Source organism: Providencia sp. CIM-Carb-044, from assembly GCF_033901115.1.
In the GTDB taxonomy this organism is placed as follows: domain Bacteria; phylum Pseudomonadota; class Gammaproteobacteria; order Enterobacterales; family Enterobacteriaceae; genus Providencia; species Providencia hangzhouensis.
In genome coordinates, this window is the sequence record NZ_JAXADV010000011.1 from 98,678 (window position 1) to 116,949 (window position 18,272).

The following is an 18,272-nucleotide window of genomic DNA, read 5'->3' on the forward strand; positions in this document are numbered from 1 at the left end:
CTTCTAACTCGTCAAACTTTTCTGTAGACATCCTTTGCTTAAATTGATGTCTACAGAGCAGCATAATTAAAATATATTAGCAGGCAATTCTGGCGCTAATGTCGCCACCATCACCGCTTTGATAGTATGTAAACGGTTTTCTGCTTGGTCAAAGACAATGCTATAAGGCGATTCAAAGACTTCTTCCGTGACTTCTAAGCCACCAAACATATTGAATTCTTTAGCTAATTGCGCGCCCAATGTGGTGTCTTCATTATGAAAGGCAGGCAAACAATGTAGGAACTTCACATTTGGGTTGCCAGTGAGCTTAATCACATTCATATTCACTTGGTATGGTTTTAATAAATTAATGCGCTGTGCCCATACTTCTTTGGCTTCTCCCATCGATACCCACACATCGGTATAGATAAAATCAGCATCTTTAACGCCTTCGGCGACATCTTCCGTGAGCGTGATTTTCGCACCCGTTTTTTGAGCTAGTGCTTGGCAAGTGTTCACTAAGTCTTCCTCCGGCCAGCAACTTTTTGGCGCAACAAGGCGTAAATCTAAACCTGTGAGAGCAGCGGCTTCTAACATCGAGTTGCCCATGTTGTTACGCGCATCGCCTAAATAGGCAAATTTAATTTCTGAGAATGGCGTATTTGGTCGGTGCTCTTGAATGGTCAGCAGATCGGCTAATAACTGTGTGGGATGGAATTCGTTAGTTAATCCATTCCATACAGGCACTCCCGAATGCGCGGCTAAGAGTTCTACCGTGTTTTGGGCGAATCCACGGTACTGGATACCGTCATACATCCGACCCAACACTCTAGCGGTGTCTTTCATGGTTTCTTTATGGCCGATTTGGCTACCAGAAGGCCCTAAATAAGTGACTCTAGCACCTTGGTCAAATGCTCCAACTTCAAATGCACAGCGTGTCCGTGTTGAGTCTTTCTCAAAAATAAGGGCAAAGTTTTTCCCTGAAAGGAGGGGCTGCTCTGTGCCCGCTTTTTTTTCTGATTTTAACCAAGAAGAGAGTTTTAAAAGTGAATGAATTTCGCTAGAAGTAAAATCAAGTAACCTTAAAAAAGGTTTATTATATAGGGGATTCATAATTGGTAGCCTTTTTGATTTGAATTAATATTCAATTTATATTCATAAAAATTCAAAATCAACCCCCAATGTAAAAGAAATTATCTTTAAATATATGGTTTCACTGTCAACCGTGTGGGAGAATGGCGCAAAGAAAGATGAGCGACAAAGAAACAAAAGGGGTGTGGATATGGTAGATAAAGCTGAACTCGATGCGCAGTACGAAGAAACTCGCTTGATCATCGAGGAATTACTGGAAGATGGTAGCGATCCTGATGCATTGTATGCGATTGAGCATCACTTCTCTGCGGACAACTTTGCTCTGTTAGAGAAAGCAGCCGTTGAAGCTTTTAAACTAGGCTATGAAGTCACGGATGCAGAAGAGCTCGAAATTGAAACGGGTGAAACCCTGATGTGTTGCGATGTAATCAGTGAAAGTGCTTTAAATGCAGAGCTGATTGACGCACAGGTTGAGCAATTAATGAAGTTGGCTGAAAAAATGGGCATCAACTATGATGGTTGGGGCACGTATTTTGAAGACCCAGATGCAGAGTATGACGACGAAGATGGTGATGATATAGACCCTGAAGATCGCGTGCATTAATTATTAATCGCATCATATAATTACTTAAAAGGATAGCTAAAAACTATCCTTTTTTGTTTAGCGTAGAATTATAATGCCTTTAACATACGAATTTCACAGTCACTGTGGCCAGTATTACCCAGTGGCTCATCAATAAATTCAAACCCTAATTTTTCATATAACTTAATAGCTGCTTGAAGTTCTTTGGTCGTTTCTAAATAGCAACGGGTGTAGCCTTGCGCTTTAGCAAACTCTAGTGACATCAGTACGATTTGCTTTGCTAGGCCTTTGCCGCGTAACACGGAAGATAAATACATTTTCTGTAATTCTGCCGTATCGTTATCGCCTCCCGCGACTTGTGAAACACCGCCACCGCCAACAATTTCGCCATCCATTTCCACCACCCAGTAAGCACTGCGCGGTTTGCTATAAACCTCAAATAAGGTATCTAAAATAGGGTCAGCAACGGCAAAGCCTTTGTCTGCGGTTAAGCCATGCTCAGCAGAAACTTCGCGGATCACTGCGGCAATACCTGCGTTATCTTGTTGTTCGATAGGACGAATTTTGTAGTTTTGTGTTGTCATGTGAAACTCTTGATTATTATTGTGTACAACTCAGTGTAGAGAGAACCAGAAGGGAACTTCAATCTGAGAACTGCGAACGCAGTCATTTGATGATACTCGAATAAAAAGCCCTTATCAACGAATCGATAAGGGCTTAAAAATGATTAGCTAATTAATAATTATAAAGAGGCGATGGTCACTTTTTGTGCTTCAATTTTAGCTTTTGCTTCAATATTGGCAGTTAAGCGTTCACGCTCTTTTTCAACAACGGCAGCAGGCGCGCGGCTCACAAAACCTTCGTTAGCTAATTTGCTTTCAATGGTTTCGATTTCTTTCACCACTTTTTCCAGCTCTTTATCTAAACGAGCCAGTTCTGCGTCTTTATCGACTAAGCCAGCCATTGGGATCAGCAGCTCTGCACCGCCAACGAGTTTAGTGACGGAAACCGGTGCTTCTTCACCATCAGCCAGTACGCGGATGCTTTCTAAACGTGCCATTGATTTGATAAAGCTTTGGTTTTCTTCAACGCGACGTTTTGCATCAGCAGAAGCGCCACGCAGCATCACATCCAGTGGCTTACCTGGGGAGATGTTCATTTCTGCACGAATATTACGTACAGCAATAATGGCTTCTTTGATCCACTCAAGGTCGCTCAGCGCAAGTTCATCCACTTTAGCCGCATCGAACTCAGGGAACGCTTGCAACATAATGGTATCGGCATCAATACCTTTAACCACTTTGACGCGCTGCCAGATGGTTTCAGTGATAAATGGAATGATTGGGTGAGCAAGGCGCAGTAAGCCTTCTAATACCTCAATTAAGGTGAAGCGAGCCGCACGTACTTGTGCTTCGTTACCTTTATGAACAGCAGGTTTAGACAGCTCTAAGTACCAGTCACAGAATTCATTCCATGTGAAATCATACAAAATACCCGCTGCGATATCGTAACGGTGAGTATCTAACGCTTCACGGTAAGCTTTCACTGTTTGATTGAATTGCGCCATGATCCAGCGGTCAGCTAGTGAGAAGCTCATTTCGCCGCCGTTTTGACCACAATCTTGGCCTTCAGTATTCATCAGAACGAAACGGCTCGCATTCCATAATTTATTACAGAAGTTGCGATAGCCGGACAGGCGTTTCATATCCCAGTTGATATCACGGCCTGTTGAAGCCAGTGCTGCTAAAGTAAAGCGCAGGGCGTCAGTACCGTGTGCTTCGATCCCTTCTGGATATTCTTTACGAGTACGTTTAGCAATTTTTTCAGCCAATTGTGGCTGCATCATGTTGCCAGTACGTTTTTCAAGTAAATCTTCCAAAGAGATACCGTCAATCATATCTAATGGGTCGATAACGTTCCCTTTGGATTTCGACATTTTTTGGCCTTCTTCATCACGGATCAGGCCTGTCATATAAACGGTTTTGAATGGCACTTGTGGCTCGCCGTTTTCATCTTTGATGAAATGCATGGTCATCATGATCATACGGGCAATCCAGAAGAAAATAATATCGAAGCCACTGACTAATACATCTGTTGGATGGAATGTTTTCAGTGCGTCGGTATTTTCAGGCCAGCCGAGAGTAGAGAATGTCCACAGACCGGAAGAGAACCACGTATCCAGTACGTCGTCGTCTTGGCGCAGAGCAATATCCGCACCTAAATTATTTTCACGACGAACTTCGTCTTCATCGCGACCCACGTAGACATTGCCTTTTTCGTCATACCATGCAGGAATGCGGTGGCCCCACCACAGTTGGCGAGAAATACACCAGTCTTGAATATCACGCATCCAAGAGAAATACATGTTTTCGTACTGACGAGGAACGAACTGAATACGGCCATCTTCAACGGCTTTAATGGCATCACGAGCCAAAGGCTCGGTACGCACGTACCATTGGTCGGTTAGCATAGGCTCAATAACCACACCACCACGGTCACCGTAAGGCACCGTCAGGTCATGAGGTTTCACTTCAACCAGCAGGCCAAGTTGTTCGAATTCTGCGACGATAGCTTTACGCGCTGCAAAACGTTCCATTCCACGGTAAGCTTCTGGGATTTCGCAGCTATAAGCGGTAGATGGGTTACCGTTGGTATCGAAAATTTCCGCTTCGTTACGAACATTGCCGTCTAAGTCCATCATGTTAATCATTGTTAACTGATGGCGTTTACCGACTTCATAGTCATTAAAGTCATGAGCTGGAGTGATTTTCACACAGCCAGTACCTTTTTCCATGTCAGCGTGTTCATCACCAACAATTGGAATACGGCGGTTAACGATTGGCAGAATAATTTCTTTGCCAATTAAATCTTTATAACGTGGATCTTCAGGGTTAACGGCGACACCGGTATCCCCTAACATGGTCTCAGGACGGGTAGTCGCGACCACTAAATAGTCTTTGCCTTCAGCCGTTTTTGCGCCATCAGCCAATGGATAACGCAGGTGCCACATAGACCCTTTGATTTCACGGTTTTCAACTTCTAAGTCAGAAATTGCCGTGTGCAGTTTTGGGTCCCAGTTAACTAAGCGCTTACCACGATAAATCAAGTTTTCTTTATAAAGGCGAACGAACGCTTCTTTAACGGCTTTAGATAAGCCTTCATCCATAGTAAAACGCTCGCGATCCCAATCAACAGAATCGCCTAAACGGCGCATTTGCTGTGAAATTGTACCGCCGGATTCCGCTTTCCACTCCCAGATTTTGTCAATGAACGCATCGCGGCCGTAGTCGTGACGGTTTTTACCTTCTTCTGCTGCAATTTTACGCTCAACAACCATCTGAGTTGCGATACCTGCATGGTCAGTTCCCGTTTGCCATAAGGTATTTTTACCTTGCATACGTTGATAGCGGATCATCGTATCCATGATGGTTTGTTGGAAGGCGTGCCCCATGTGCAGGCTACCAGTGACATTCGGTGGTGGAATGACAACACAGAAGCTGTCTTGGGTGGTATCCCCATTAGGTTTAAAATAACCGCTTTTCTCCCAGTGAGCATATAGAGATTGCTCAATTTCTGCGGGGTTATACGTTTTATCGAGCGAAGGCTCATTCATTGGGCTATCTGGTTTCTTTTCCATTATCTTTTTGTATTCAGTAAGTTGGCGGCGCCGCCATAGTCAAATTGAAGCCGACGCTACGGTAAGTTTTATACCGCTCACGCGCCAACTGTTTTAAAGTTTCATCAATAGGTACGAAGTCTACCACTTCATGGAAAGCCGTGGCAAAATCTGCGAACTGATTTTGTAAATTAATCAGGACATCGCGTGGGGTATTTCCCCGTTTAGCAGGCCAACAAATTTCAATCGGTGCACCATAACGCGGCCCTTCACCCGCCAAATTATGCGGGACAAACTGGTGTGGATCGCGTTGCCACAAGGCCTCATCAATCTTTTCAGCTTGTTGCTGTGTTTCGCAAGCAACTAAAACACGCTTTCCACTGCGCCACATTTGTGCGGCAAGCTCACAAGCTAGCCATTCATGGGCTTCAAGTTCAGGATGTGGTGATGCCTGTTTTAGTTGGTAAAATGTACCTTTTTTCATATACCCGTCATACTTCAATTTGTAGGGGTGTTGGCTACGCACTTTCGCCTTAGTCACATACTTTTGTATGGGATGTGGGCTACGCGTTTTTGGTGACCAAGCGCAGAATTATGTCTATGTTGAATTATAACCTTTTTTATAGCTGCCTCAAAATGGCTTTCTTGGTGTATCAAAAAACCAAAAATAATATCCCGAGTCGCATAAATGCTCATCGGGATATTTTTACAAGTGATGTACAGCTAAAGCGCTAAATCGGGTTATTCATCACCATTAAGGCCTGCACGGTTCAACAAGAACTGCGCTAGCATGGAGACAGGGCGACCAGTAGCGCCTTTTGCTGCACCTGAACGCCAAGCAGTCCCTGCGATATCAAGGTGTGCCCAGTTATATTTCGTCGCAAAGCGAGACAAGAAACAACCCGCGGTGATAGCACCAGCAGGACGGCCACCCGTATTGGCTAAATCAGCAAAATTAGGCGTGATTTGGTCAAAATACTCATCAGCCAGTGGTAGACGCCATGCACGGTCACCCGCTTGCTCTGATGCGTTTAATAACTCATGAGCCAATGGGTTGTGGTTTGACATCAACCCAGTGTAGTGACTGCCTAATGCAATGACACAAGCCCCTGTTAAGGTAGCGATATCAATAACTAGCTCAGGTTCAAAACGCTCAACATAGGTGAGTGCATCACACAGAACTAAACGGCCTTCGGCATCCGTATTGAGGACTTCAACGGTTTGCCCAGACATGGTAGTAAGAATATCACCCGGACGATAAGCACGCCCACCAGGCATGTTTTCACAGCCTGCTAATACCCCAATGACATTAATTGGCAACTGCAATTCAGTGATAAAGCGCATTACACCGTAAACAGAAGCCGCGCCGCACATATCGTATTTCATTTCATCCATGCCTTCGGATGGTTTGATTGAAATACCGCCAGAGTCAAAGGTTAACCCTTTACCTACGAGTACGATAGGTTTGCAGTCGGGATCTTGATTGCCTTTATATTCCATGATGGACATCAGCGATTCATTTTGTGAACCTTGACCCACCGCGAGATAGGCGTTCATTCCTAACTCTTTCATTTGCTCTTCACCAATGACTCGAGTGGTGAGTTTGCTGTCTGAAATATCTGCTAATTGACGTGCTTGAGACGCTAAATAACCTGCGTTACAGATATTTGGTGGCATATTACTTAAATCTTTTGCTGCTTTAACACCTGAAGCAATCGCTAAACCATGGGAAATAGCACGTTCACCACTGGTCAATTCACGGCGAGTTGGCACGTTGAAAACCAGTTTACGCAGTGGACGACGATGTTCTGTTTTATTACTTTTCAGTTGATCAAACACATACAGTGATTCTTTGGCTGTTTCGACGGCTTGGCGCACTTTCCAGTAATTATTGCGGCCTTTAACGTGTAATTCAGTTAAGAAGCAGACGGCTTCCATTGAGCCAGTTTCATTCAACGTGCTGATTGTTTTCTGAATAATTTGTTTAAATTGGCGCTCATCTAATTCGCGTTCTTTACCGCAACCGATAAGTAGAATGCGTTCAGACAGAACGTTGGGTACATGATGGAGTAGCAGGGATTGCCCTACTTTACCCTCAAGTTCGCCGCGGCGCAGCAGGGCGCTGATATATCCGTCACTGATTTTGTCCAGCTGTTCAGCAATTGGGGACAGACGGCGTGGTTCAAAGACTCCGACAACAATACAAGCGCTGCGTTGTTTTTCCGGGCTACCACTTTTTACACTAAACTCCATGCGTTCTCCTGAATCTTAAAGACAAAGGCCGATGCTCCCGCTAAAATTAGCGTTTCGCATGATCTACCTCATAGAGAATGAACTCTTTATGTTAAACTAACCATCTATACGCGAAATAGCTCACGTTGTATGCTGTTAATTGCGATACACCATGAAGTATGGCGGGTATATCTGGTTTCTCGAATATTAAGCATGTTCTGATATTTCAACCAGTATAGAGAATGCTTTTATATCATTGTAGCCATACAATAAACTAGAGTATATGTTAGTAAATGGCAGACATCGAACGAACTTAGCCATTTTCTTCCCAAAAGACAAGTTTTCACAGGCGTAATAAGCGTGATCATTATTAGATATTTGGTACGGGAAACCCTGAAAAGTCAGTTAGCCATACTTTTTGTATTGATGCTAATCTTTTTTAGCCAGAAGTCGATAGATATTCTTGGCGCTGCGGTTCAGGGCAACATTCCCTCAAACTTAGTACTTCCTTTACTGGGGTTAGGTGTGCCTGAAATGGCGCAGCTTATCTTACCTTTGAGCCTATTCCTTGGGCTTTTGATGACCTACAGTAAACTTTACACTGAAAGTGAAATCACGGTAATGCATGCCTGCGGTTTAGGTAAAAGTGTTTTAGTAAAAGCCGCGTTAGTCCTAGCGGTCATTACCGCAATGGTTGCGGTGGCTAATATCACGTGGATGTTACCATGGTCATCGCAATATCAAGAACAAGTATTGGCTGATGCGAAAGCGAACCCTGGGCTAGCTGCGATGGTGGAAGGGCAATTTAAAACCACTAAAGATGGCAATTATGTTCTGTACATTGGTGATGTAAAAGGTAGTAATTTTAAGAACGTATTTCTTGCACAGCTACGCGCTGCAAATGAACAACGGCCTTCAGTTGTGGTGGCTGATAGCGGTTATATGAAAGAAGACCCCGATGGCCGACAAGTCGTTGTTTTAAACGAAGGTACTCGCTATGAAGGAACCGCGTTACTGCGAGATTTTCGAATAACTGACTTTGTTAATTACCAAGCTATTGTTGACCACCAAACCGCAGAAACGCGTAGTGACCGAGTCGAGCAAAAAAATATGCTACAACTGTGGTCTGAAAATACTCCTGAAGTGAACGCGGAGTTCCATTGGCGTTTAACGATTGTATTCTCCGTTGTCGTTATGGCCTTGATGGTCGTGCCATTAAGTGAGGTTAATCCACGTCAAGGACGGGTATTAAGTATGCTTCCAGCGATGCTGCTATACCTCATTTTCTTTTTATTACAAAGTACATTGCGTAATAGTGCCGATAAGGGTGACCTTGACCCAAGGTATACTATGTGGGCGGTGAATGTGGGGTATTTGATATTAGCGATAGTCCTAAATGCGTGGAATACCGTCCCAATGCGACGTATGCGTCTTAAATTGAGTAAAGGGGTTGCCTGATGTTTGGTGTTTTAGATAGGTATATCGGTCGGACCATTTTAAATTCGATTTTAGTGACGCTATTTCTGCTCGTTTCACTGGCAGGGATCATTAAATTTGTCGAGCAGCTTCGCAAAGTGGGTGATGGCGACTATACGGCATTGAGCGCAGGTGTATTCACTTTATTAACTGTCCCAAAAGATATTGATATCTTCTTTCCAATGGCAGCCTTGTTGGGAGCACTCATGGGGTTAGGGGCACTGGCTTCACGTAGTGAGCTAGTCGTCATGCAAGCTTCCGGTTTTACCCGCTTACAAATCGCATTATCGGTGATGAAAACAGCAGTTCCATTGGTCATTGTCGCAATGTTTATTGGTGAGTGGATCGCACCTGCGGGAGAACAGTGGGCAAGAAATTATCGCGCAGAAAAAATCGTGGGTAACTCATTAGTTGTGACAGATGAAGGTATGTGGGCAAAAGATGCCAATGATTTTATTCACATTCAGCGGATTAATAATGCGACATCGATTCAAGATGTGTCGATTTATCGTTTTGATGACCAACGTAAATTGAAGTCTGTGATGTTTGCTGCGAATGGTGAGTACGACTCGACAAATCAGCTTTGGGTGTTATCTCAAGTGGATGAGTCGATTCTAAGTAGCGAGAAAAAAATCACAGGTTCACAGCGATTGACGGTGGATTGGAAGACCAATTTGACGCCAGAGAAGCTTGGAATAGTTTCACTGAATGCTGATTCGCTATCAATCCGCGGCCTGTATCAGTATGTCTCGTATTTAAAAGAAAGTGGCCAAATTGCTGCTGTTTACGAGCTCAGTATGTGGAAAAAAATATTAGCGCCATTATCTGCAGCCGTCATGATGTTAATGGCAGTTTCATTTATTTTTGGCCCGTTACGTACCGTTCCTATGGGCGTTCGTGTTATTTCAGGTATTGTGGGGGGATTCCTCTTTTACGTACTTAACCAAGGGTTTGGTAACTGGAGTCTCGTATATTCGGTACCGCCTATTATTGCTGCGGTTTTACCGAGTTTACTGTTTTTGATTGTTAGTATCGTATTATTAGTCAAACGAAAATAGAGAAATAAGAGATAAAAAACGGTAGTGTATTGAAAAAACTACCGTTTTTTTATTATCCAAATAACGCATAACCTAATGCACTGATACAGGCTACTATCCTTGTTTGTGGTTGAAATAATTTCTTTCTGGAAAATGTGATATTGTCTTGGTTATCAATGGCTAAAATATTTTGGCGACTTCGGTTTGCTAATTGCTGAGCAAGCGAGAAAATCCCACCTTTCATACTATTTTGTTGATTAAATTTAAAAGCCGTTTGGCACTTTTCTCGATATATTCGTCTTTCTTCTTGTCGAGAAGCTTTGATAGCTTGTAATTCTGAACCATCGAAGTATTTGTAGGGATATTGGATAGTAACAGACCTACTCTTTACATACTCTGGCTTTCTAGTGCTATGACTTTTAATGCTATTTAAAATTTCTACCAATTCAAATTGGCTGATTTTAGGGGATTTTGTAGCCTGATAGTTTGGCGTTATCGAGTCATTTTTTGTGTTCATTTTAGCCCTGCATGTGTTAATTAAAGGCTAAAAGATTATCGGGAATATGAATGAATTGATTTTAAAAATGGGTAGTAAAATTATCAAAAACAGCCTGAATATCTCAGGCTGTTGTCGCAATTAATGTAATAACGCGGGTAAATCCACGTTTTAAGGTTGGGGTGTAACTCGCCATTGCTTGTAACGCTTCGGCGGTACTCCTTCAATGTTTCCCATACGCATGGTTAGCAGACAGTGAAGCGACCAGTTCGTTAACTCCAATTGTTAATTTACTGAATTTACTGTTATCTTTGCGGGTCATCACCACAAATACCCCAATATTTTGCTGTGGGATCATCGCCATATAGGTATTAAACCCACCGCCACCGCCGGTTTTTTGATAAATTCCCGGAGTGCCGTTTTTAGGCTTCACATACACCCACCCAAGGCCGAGTCCATCAGCATGGCCTGCAACATCCATCCCTTTAATTTCCAAAAGCTTTTCGCGTGGAAAATAGATACCTTGCTCACGGGCTGCGGTGACTTTTCTTAAGCTACTATCTGTCGATAAAAATTGCTGCATCCATTTTTGCATATCTGCAGGGGTAGAATACACGCCACCACTTCCTGCTGCCGCGAGTGTGTTATGGCAAGGGCTTGGTTTTGTTCCTTCCATTAACCGTGCGCACTGCGCATTGTTAGGGGTATAAGTGGTATTCGTCATTTTGGCGGGAGATGTCACATAGTGGTTAAATAATTGGGGATAAGAGACTCCCGAAGCTTTAACCATCGCATCAGCCAATAAGTCATATGCTAAGTTGGAATAAGAAGCTTCTGTGCCTGGTGTCGCATCTAACTTACCTGTTTTTAGCCATGCCCAGCGGTTATCTTGAGTTGGCCAAATAAAAACAGGGCGACCCCATTTTCCACCGGGTTGTTCACGAGGTAAGCCACTGGTATGGCTCGCTAAATGATATAAGCGAATAGGCTGCCCGCTGGCATTATCAGGCACATTAACGCCGTGGTAGGCATACTGCTGTAACGGATCAGTAATTAACAGCTTCTTATCCTGTTCGAGCTTAATTAATATTTCGCTTGTCATTAATTTGGTAATTGATGCAATGCGAATTAATGAATTTGGACCGGGTTTTTTACCATTGCCAGGTGCGGTTTCACCATAATAGCGTGATAACGCCTGATTATTATCGATAACAATGATTGCCATGCCCCGTGCATTGCTTTCATTAAAAATGCGGTTAGCATACAAATCGACAATCTTAGCGACGCGCTCGTAAGTCCTTCTATCTCCTTCAAAAACCTGCCAATCTGAGGATTCAATATCATTACTTTGCAGAAACTTTGGTGCTTTTTCTGTCTTACTTGAGCACGCCATTAACACCAAAGACAATGCAGATACAGACAGAATTTTTAGAAATGATTTCTTCATGTTGGAAGCCAGCCGATATGATTGTTTGCAAATGACCTTTCAGCCAATATTATTTTTTCTTCGCGAAAATCTTCATTACGACACCAATTAAGATGCCAATAAAGATACCTGTTGCTATCCACCCAACAAAACCCATGATTAAACCTTAAATATTGACATTAGATTGCAGATAAACTAACAAAAATAATGACCTGCCGCCAGTCACAGAGCCTTGCGATAAGAAAAATAATTTGGGAGAAGTTAACATACTCATTAATAGATATATAAACAAAAGAAGCTTTCCCAGTGATTTAATCAGATCTAAGGAATATGCTTTTTTTTTAATCGAACAAACTGTAACTTCACGAATAAGTGTTGCCAGTAGACACAAGGCAAGTATAATGGCAGCGTTTTCCAAGAAACACATCACTTCGTGCCGGAGTGGCGGAATTGGTAGACGCAGTTGATTCAAAATCAACCGCCTTCGGGTGTGCCGGTTCGAGTCCGGCCTTCGGCACCATAAGAACATCAAGAGACGTCAACCGACGTCTTTTTTTGTACCTGAAATCCCAGTTTTACAAGGCTTTTCCCCACTTTTCAGTCTTCCCAAGTATACTAAGGTCAACCCACATCAAGTACCTACTGTTGGTATATGTGTTGGTATCTCTCGATTCGATAATAGTTTGTACCAACAGAAGGAGATAAATCATGGCTCTTACTGATGCTAAAGTCAGGGCTGCCAAGCCTTTGGATAAATCGTATAAATTGACTGATGGTGATGGTATGCACTTGATGGTACATACCAACGGCTCAAAATATTGGCGTTTACAGTATCGCTTTGGCGGTAAGCAAAAAATGTTAGCTCTGGGTATCTATCCTGAAATCTCACTCGCAGAAGCCAGAGAGAAAAGAGATGCTGCCAGAAAGTTAATTGCTAATGGATTTGATCCCAGCGAAAAACGCAAAGAAGTGAAAGAAGAGCAACAAAAGGAATTTAATACCTTTGAGAAGGTTGCTCGTGATTGGCATGCAACAAATAAGAAGTGGTCAGAAGGGCATAGCCATCGAGTCCTCAAAAGCCTTGAGGACAATATCTTTGCTGCTATTGGTAAACGCAATATAGCCGAATTGAAAACTCGCGATCTACTCGAACCGATTAAAGCCGTAGAGATGTCTGGACGTCTTGAGGTTGCTGCACGTTTACAACAACGTGTGACAGCTATTATGCGTTATGCCGTACAGAGCGGTTTAATTGACTATAACCCTGCACAAGATATGGCTGGCGCAGTTGCGACAGGTAAACGGGTTCATAGAGCCGCATTAGAGCTTAAACGCCTTCCAGAGTTCTTACAACGAATTGATGATTATAAGGGGAGACCTTTAACTAAACTTGCAGTCAAACTTACCTTGTTAGTCTTCATTCGTTCCAGTGAACTGCGTTTCGCCCGTTGGGATGAAATCGATTTTGAGAATGCCATGTGGACGATCCCTGCTGAACGTGAAGCGATAGAAGGGGTTAAACACTCACATCGTGGATCAAAAATGCGTACTACTCATTTAGTCCCATTAAGCCGACAAGCTATTGAGATTTTAAAACAGATCTATCAATTCAGCGGCAACCACGAACTGATCTTTATCGGCGACCATAATCCAAGAAAACCCATGAGTGAAAATACGGTAAACAACGCATTACGAGTGATGGGTTATGACACTAAGACGGAAGTATGTGGGCATGGCTTTAGAACAATGGCGTGTAGCTCGTTGATTGAGTCAGGCCTATGGTCGAAGGATGCGGTAGAACGACAAATGAGCCACCAAGAACGTAATTCAGTAAGGGCCGCTTATATTCATAAAGCGGAACATATTGAGGAACGGCGATTGATGGTGCAATGGTGGGCAGATTATCTGGATGCGAATAGGGTGAGGGAGATTTCGCCCTTTAGTTTTGCGAAATAAAGCAATGAGATAGTGTGAGGCATGCAGATACAGTTTTACATACCTTGCTAAATGCTCATCAAAAGCTGGACAGTAAAGAAAGTGTAAATCAGGTTATTTAATTGCTTGAGTATGAGGGAGAGTTAACAGGACATGGTTTCCTCCACGAGATGGGGACTATTTTGCATGAGAAAGGTTTTAACTTAGCATGGGTTGAAACTCTGCTCACACATATCGATAAGAACGCGAACCGTGGCATGTATAACCATGTTCAGTATGTAGATGGGCACAGAGAAATGATGCAGCGGTATGCGGATTACATGGATGAGTTGGAGAGGGATCTGGATAATGTGGTTAGTGTGAATTTTTAGTGATAAATAGCCATCTTTATGGATTGACGTAAGGATGGTTATGGTTAGAAATGAATGAGTGGGCAGAAAAATAGTACTTATGCTGAGTTTTTAGGAGTTGAATACCTAGAATTGTGAAGGTGCTCTAATGAATATTCAGATTAAAAATGTAATCATAAAAACAATAAAAGATGAATAAGGCTATGGTAAGTGTAATGACACCTAATTAATTAGTGTTAATTATGCTTACGCCAAAGGATATGAAATGGGTAAAAAATCGCGAGAAAAGCGAGAGAGAAAATTAAAAAAGCAGGACGGTAATAATGCTTTGTTATTACATGAGATATCAGAGTTTCGTGAAATAATGACAAATACAATGGAAGCGGATAAAAATTTTGATAAGAGCTTGGAAGCAGTACAGAATCTAATAAGTCAATATAAAAGTCTTGATGTCGCGGTTGCTTTAAGTATCTCTGAATTGTGGTTAAATAATACTGGTAGCCCAATAAAGCATATTTTTGCTTGGTGTGTTCTTTTAGGTCTTCCGAATGAATTTAAGGAAGGAATATCCATCAATGATTATGCAGATTTTAAAGTATTTATTGAAAAATTGTATGCAGTATGGCCTGAATTTCCTATGCTGGAGGACTTTTCACCTGAAGCGGATTGGGGGAATATTAAAGTTCGTCTTTCCCAAGATTTTGTCCCAATGTTCTATGGTAGCTGCATTGAGAGGGTTCCCGACTTCATAGAAGCGTTTCGTATTACTTATGCACATATTCCAGAAGCACAAGCTCACATGGATCTTGCCATTGCTTTGCAAGCGAAGATCATCGAATCGATTCCTGAGTTGATGCATTCAGTCAATACTGAGGCCGTATGTGCTCATGTTGAACTAGCACCTGAAGACTACTGGTTAAATTGTAAGTCAATGCTTCAGCAACTTGGCAATGAGCTAGCGGACAGTCGAAAGAAAGCGGGGGATAAGCTCGATACTCGTGTTGGTGCTTTTAAGGCTCCACTGAAATCGGATGCGTTTGGAAATGCAGTGATGGAAGGTGTGGCTTTGCCTTTTCTTGCTGTCGAAATAGATGGTATATGGATACCGATGTCAGTACGTAGTGCTCCTGGTCTAATTATTGATCATTGGGCTAATAAAAATCTGACTGGGGTTAGTCCTTCTATATATAGAAAACTTGCAAAGTTTGTCGCGGAGCGATTCCAAAGGGTCCTTATAGGGCCTCTGACTTTATATGCTGATGGTACCGCCTGTGAAGGCCTACCTATCAGTTGTATTATCCCTGGTGACTCTGGTTTATACCTCATTTGTGTGTGTGATCATGTTTCAAACGGTCGCCTGTCAAATGCAGCTGAAAAATTATACGCCAATGTTAATAGTGGATCGCAGATTTTCTTTCGTTTTGAAGATGGGCGCTTTCTTTCTCTATCTAGAGATGGTGTAGAACCTCGCATCGACGAGCTTCATATCATTATCGTTGTTACATTAGCAGGTACCGCATTTAATTCCATCGACCTTCCCTCCAAACCAACCCGTTTATTGCCATTGGTCGATTTCATCACTATTTTCGATAGCCTCAATGATCTTGAAGAATTAGAACGTTATTGGAAATTTGTAGATACTCAAAAGGAAATGCTCGGCCCATTTCTAGGTGGAGCTACAGATCTGTTTGCATCATTCCAAGACATGCATGGTGTGCTTATTGAAGGAGCTATTTCTCCTACTTTTATTGGGTTAGATCCTCATTGGGGTACATCTTGGCGTTTTAGGGTTCTGTCAGAGTTTTGGTCATATGCGCCGAAAGTATTTCCAGACAGCTCTAGCGGATGGGAGTTAAGTCCTTCAACGGAAGGAGTTATTCGACTTAAGTCACGTCATCATAAAGCAATAGCATATTCAACATTGGTTGGTACTTGTACAGTTCAAACGATAATTGATATTTCCAAGGAAATAAGTCTTGAAAATGCTCGTTTGATAGAGCTTTTTACCCAAATTCTATCTGATTGTAGCTATCGCTGTAGTGAGATGATGTCTGATGTATTACTATTTAGGCAACCGCATGTCTTATTTACCTGTTTTTCAGATCCATCCAGTTTGATTGAATCTGAAGAGGCTCCTTCTTCTTTAGACGAATTTATGCATGTGGTGACTTCAGTCCATGTAGATCCCCATAACTCCAGTGTATTTCACGTTCAAGTTGATGCCCGTGCAGTGCTTGCCGGGCTAAATCTTGCCAAAGACGGATCTTTCGAAGTTCGTTGCTTATTAGAAACACTCGAAAAATGTCATGATGTATGTAGTTTTAATATGCCCAATGGCTTTCCACAACGACTTGCTGACAGAGCATCACAAGCTGCCCGTTATCATTTGAAAGTGATGACTAGATATATTGATGTCCCTGATTATGTAGACCCAATAATTCCTTCACCTACTAATTATAAACTTGCACGAAAGAGATTGGCTGCAGAAATTATGGGACTTGATTTTGTTCCTGGCCGATATGAGTTGTCAGATGCTAAGGCTAGGATTGATCCTGCCAGCACTCGTATGCGTATTCATATTGAGAATCTAATAACTGAATTGGATAAACATCAGCTTTTACAGGCATTAATTGAACAGCATGACGCTCTTCTGATTAATGAAAGAACGAGTACTCAGCGAGCCAGTCTTAGTCTTGCCCATGAAGTTGAGTACGATAGATTGGATGCGATTGAACAGGCTCGCAAAGAATTTGGGGGTAATGCTCGTCACTATAGATATCTTCTAGAAAAGACTATTAGCTTATCTTCGAACGGTGTAAAGGATGTTTCGGAGGATGTACTTCGAGAATTAGTAGCTCTGGTAGATTGGTTTATGGTACTGACTGGTGCTAGTGATACCCTTCACAATGGTATAGATGTAGGAGGGATTGAGATTGATGATTCATATATTCCTCAAGTTTTCTATTCGGAAAATTTTGATAGCCGTGAGGCTATCTTCGCCAGAGAATCCGCAAAGTCTAAGTTAGGACTTGGTTCAAATGACAATGATGCAGTGGAAGGTGAATCTGTAGATTTATTATCCTCTGAAAAACTCAAAAGTGCTTTTATAGCAGACTTAGGTTTTGAATTACAAAATATGCTCACTGCACTCGCTGTTTTATCACAAGCTCAACGACATGGGTTTGGTGAAAAACTCTCATTATCTTATTCTGTTAATCCGAAGCAACTCGCTCAAGGATTGGCTGAAAATATCGATAGACTTGATTATTCTGAGGCTCAAAAAATCGTTGATTTTCTGACTCTTTCAGAAACTGGGGTTCTTAGGCTTGTTGGTCGGGATATTGATGAAAGAGATATTCCATACTGGGAGCGAAATAAGCGAATAGATAGGTATACCATTCGACCACTAATCGTTGATGGTAAGAACCTACGTTGGGGAGCAGAATCAGCAAGTAGGGCAATGTACATTTGGATGTCGGCAGTAAGAGACGGTTATTTACCTGCTGAGTTTGATTGGCCACATGTTAATCCAGTGATTCGTGAGGTAAAAAAGGGTATCGAGAAAAGATTAGAATCTCGTGCTGAGGAAATCTTTCTCAGGCATACACCATATGTTCTACGGGGTATTGATTTTTTTAAAAAATTTAAGGCAGAGAAATTTGATGATGTTGGGGATTTCGATGTTTTTGCATACTGGCCCGAAAGTAATTTACTCGTGACGGTAGAGTGTAAATACAATCAGCCGCCGTATACGATGAAAGATAGTCGTCGCCTTCGTGATCGGATATTTGGTAAGACAGAGAATGACCGAGCAGGGCAGTTTAGTCGTATCTTAGGTCGTAGAAAATTTCTTGAAACTCACCGATCAAAGTTAATTGAATTGTTGCAGTGGCCTCAGCCAACAAACGTTCCTTTAAAAAATATAGAGCTTTATGTGAGTAGAGATGTGTACTACTGGATGGTTCATCCGCCATATCCTGTTCCAACCCAGTTTGTATCTGTAGACACCTTGGATACTTGGATTAGAAACGAGTTAAACATATCTTGATA

General features: G+C 42.3%; 12 protein-coding genes, 1 tRNA gene and 1 pseudogene. 7 read left to right on the plus strand and 7 right to left on the minus strand.

Annotated features, from left to right (window positions below):
- Nucleotides 1–66: 66 nt before the first annotated feature.
- Nucleotides 67–1,092 carry an ornithine carbamoyltransferase gene (argF, locus tag SJ312_RS18425; RefSeq protein WP_094961633.1) on the minus strand — a complete coding sequence of 342 codons (1,026 nt, stop codon included), beginning with the start codon at nt 1,090–1,092 and terminating at the stop codon, nt 67–69.
- 169 nt (nt 1,093–1,261) lie between these two features.
- Here argF and rraB point away from each other — a divergent pair, with 169 nt between their 5' ends.
- Nucleotides 1,262–1,675 carry a ribonuclease E inhibitor RraB gene (gene rraB / locus SJ312_RS18430; RefSeq protein ID WP_004907524.1) on the plus strand — a complete coding sequence of 138 codons (414 nt, stop codon included), beginning with the start codon at nt 1,262–1,264 and terminating at the stop codon, nt 1,673–1,675.
- Between the two features lie 68 nt (nt 1,676–1,743).
- Here the strand turns inward: rraB and SJ312_RS18435 are convergent, their stop codons facing one another.
- From SJ312_RS18435 to pepA, 4 genes are all read right to left on the minus strand, one after another.
- On the minus strand, nt 1,744–2,238 hold the full coding sequence (locus SJ312_RS18435; RefSeq protein ID WP_004264338.1) for a GNAT family N-acetyltransferase: 495 nt from the start codon (nt 2,236–2,238) through the stop codon (nt 1,744–1,746).
- 158 nt (nt 2,239–2,396) lie between these two features.
- The gene (locus tag SJ312_RS18440) at nt 2,397–5,267 is read right to left on the minus strand and encodes a valine--tRNA ligase (protein WP_172974385.1); all 2,871 of its coding nucleotides are present in this window, start codon (nt 5,265–5,267) and stop codon (nt 2,397–2,399) included.
- 37 nt (nt 5,268–5,304) lie between these two features.
- Nucleotides 5,305–5,754: a DNA polymerase III subunit chi gene (locus tag SJ312_RS18445; RefSeq protein WP_036958827.1), complete on the minus strand. Its 450-nt coding sequence runs from the start codon at nt 5,752–5,754 to the stop codon at nt 5,305–5,307.
- Nucleotides 5,755–6,011: 257 nt separating this feature from the next.
- Nucleotides 6,012–7,523: a leucyl aminopeptidase gene (gene pepA / locus SJ312_RS18450; RefSeq protein WP_319868168.1), complete on the minus strand. Its 1,512-nt coding sequence runs from the start codon at nt 7,521–7,523 to the stop codon at nt 6,012–6,014.
- 339 nt (nt 7,524–7,862) lie between these two features.
- On the opposite strand from pepA, the gene lptF reads away from it, so the two are divergent.
- Both lptF and lptG read left to right on the plus strand, forming a co-directional pair.
- Nucleotides 7,863–8,960, plus strand: coding sequence for an LPS export ABC transporter permease LptF (gene lptF, locus SJ312_RS18455; protein WP_036958756.1), 1,098 nt, complete (start codon nt 7,863–7,865; stop codon nt 8,958–8,960).
- Entirely contained in the window at nt 8,960–10,036 is a 1,077-nt protein-coding gene (gene lptG, locus SJ312_RS18460; RefSeq protein ID WP_187710734.1) for an LPS export ABC transporter permease LptG, read from the plus strand. Before lptF ends, lptG begins: the two co-directional genes overlap by 1 nt.
- Nucleotides 10,037–10,088: 52 nt before the next feature.
- On the opposite strand, the gene SJ312_RS18465 is transcribed toward lptG, so the two are convergent.
- Both SJ312_RS18465 and ampH read right to left on the minus strand, forming a co-directional pair.
- A complete protein-coding gene (locus SJ312_RS18465) occupies nt 10,089–10,532 on the minus strand; it encodes a hypothetical protein (protein WP_153673789.1) in 444 nt (147 codons plus the stop codon).
- A gap of 202 nt (nt 10,533–10,734) precedes the next feature.
- On the minus strand, nt 10,735–11,958 hold the full coding sequence (ampH, locus tag SJ312_RS18470) for a D-alanyl-D-alanine-carboxypeptidase/endopeptidase AmpH (protein ID WP_319868169.1): 1,224 nt from the start codon (nt 11,956–11,958) through the stop codon (nt 10,735–10,737).
- Between the two features lie 414 nt (nt 11,959–12,372).
- Between ampH and SJ312_RS18475 the strand changes: the two genes are divergently transcribed.
- The 4 genes and pseudogenes from SJ312_RS18475 to SJ312_RS18490 all read left to right on the plus strand — a co-directional run bounded on the left by SJ312_RS18475 (nt 12,373) and on the right by SJ312_RS18490 (nt 18,270).
- Nucleotides 12,373–12,457: transfer RNA gene (locus SJ312_RS18475), tRNA-Leu, on the plus strand.
- Nucleotides 12,458–12,645: 188 nt separating this feature from the next.
- Entirely contained in the window at nt 12,646–13,893 is a 1,248-nt protein-coding gene (locus tag SJ312_RS18480) for a tyrosine-type recombinase/integrase (RefSeq protein WP_319868170.1), read from the plus strand.
- Between the two features lie 77 nt (nt 13,894–13,970).
- A pseudogene (locus tag SJ312_RS18485) lies at nt 13,971–14,243 on the plus strand (integrase); the annotation flags it as partial.
- A gap of 244 nt (nt 14,244–14,487) precedes the next feature.
- Nucleotides 14,488–18,270, plus strand: a complete 3,783-nt coding sequence (locus SJ312_RS18490) for a hypothetical protein (RefSeq protein WP_196533523.1) — start codon at nt 14,488–14,490, stop codon at nt 18,268–18,270.
- The last annotated feature ends 2 nt before the right edge of the window (nt 18,271–18,272 follow it).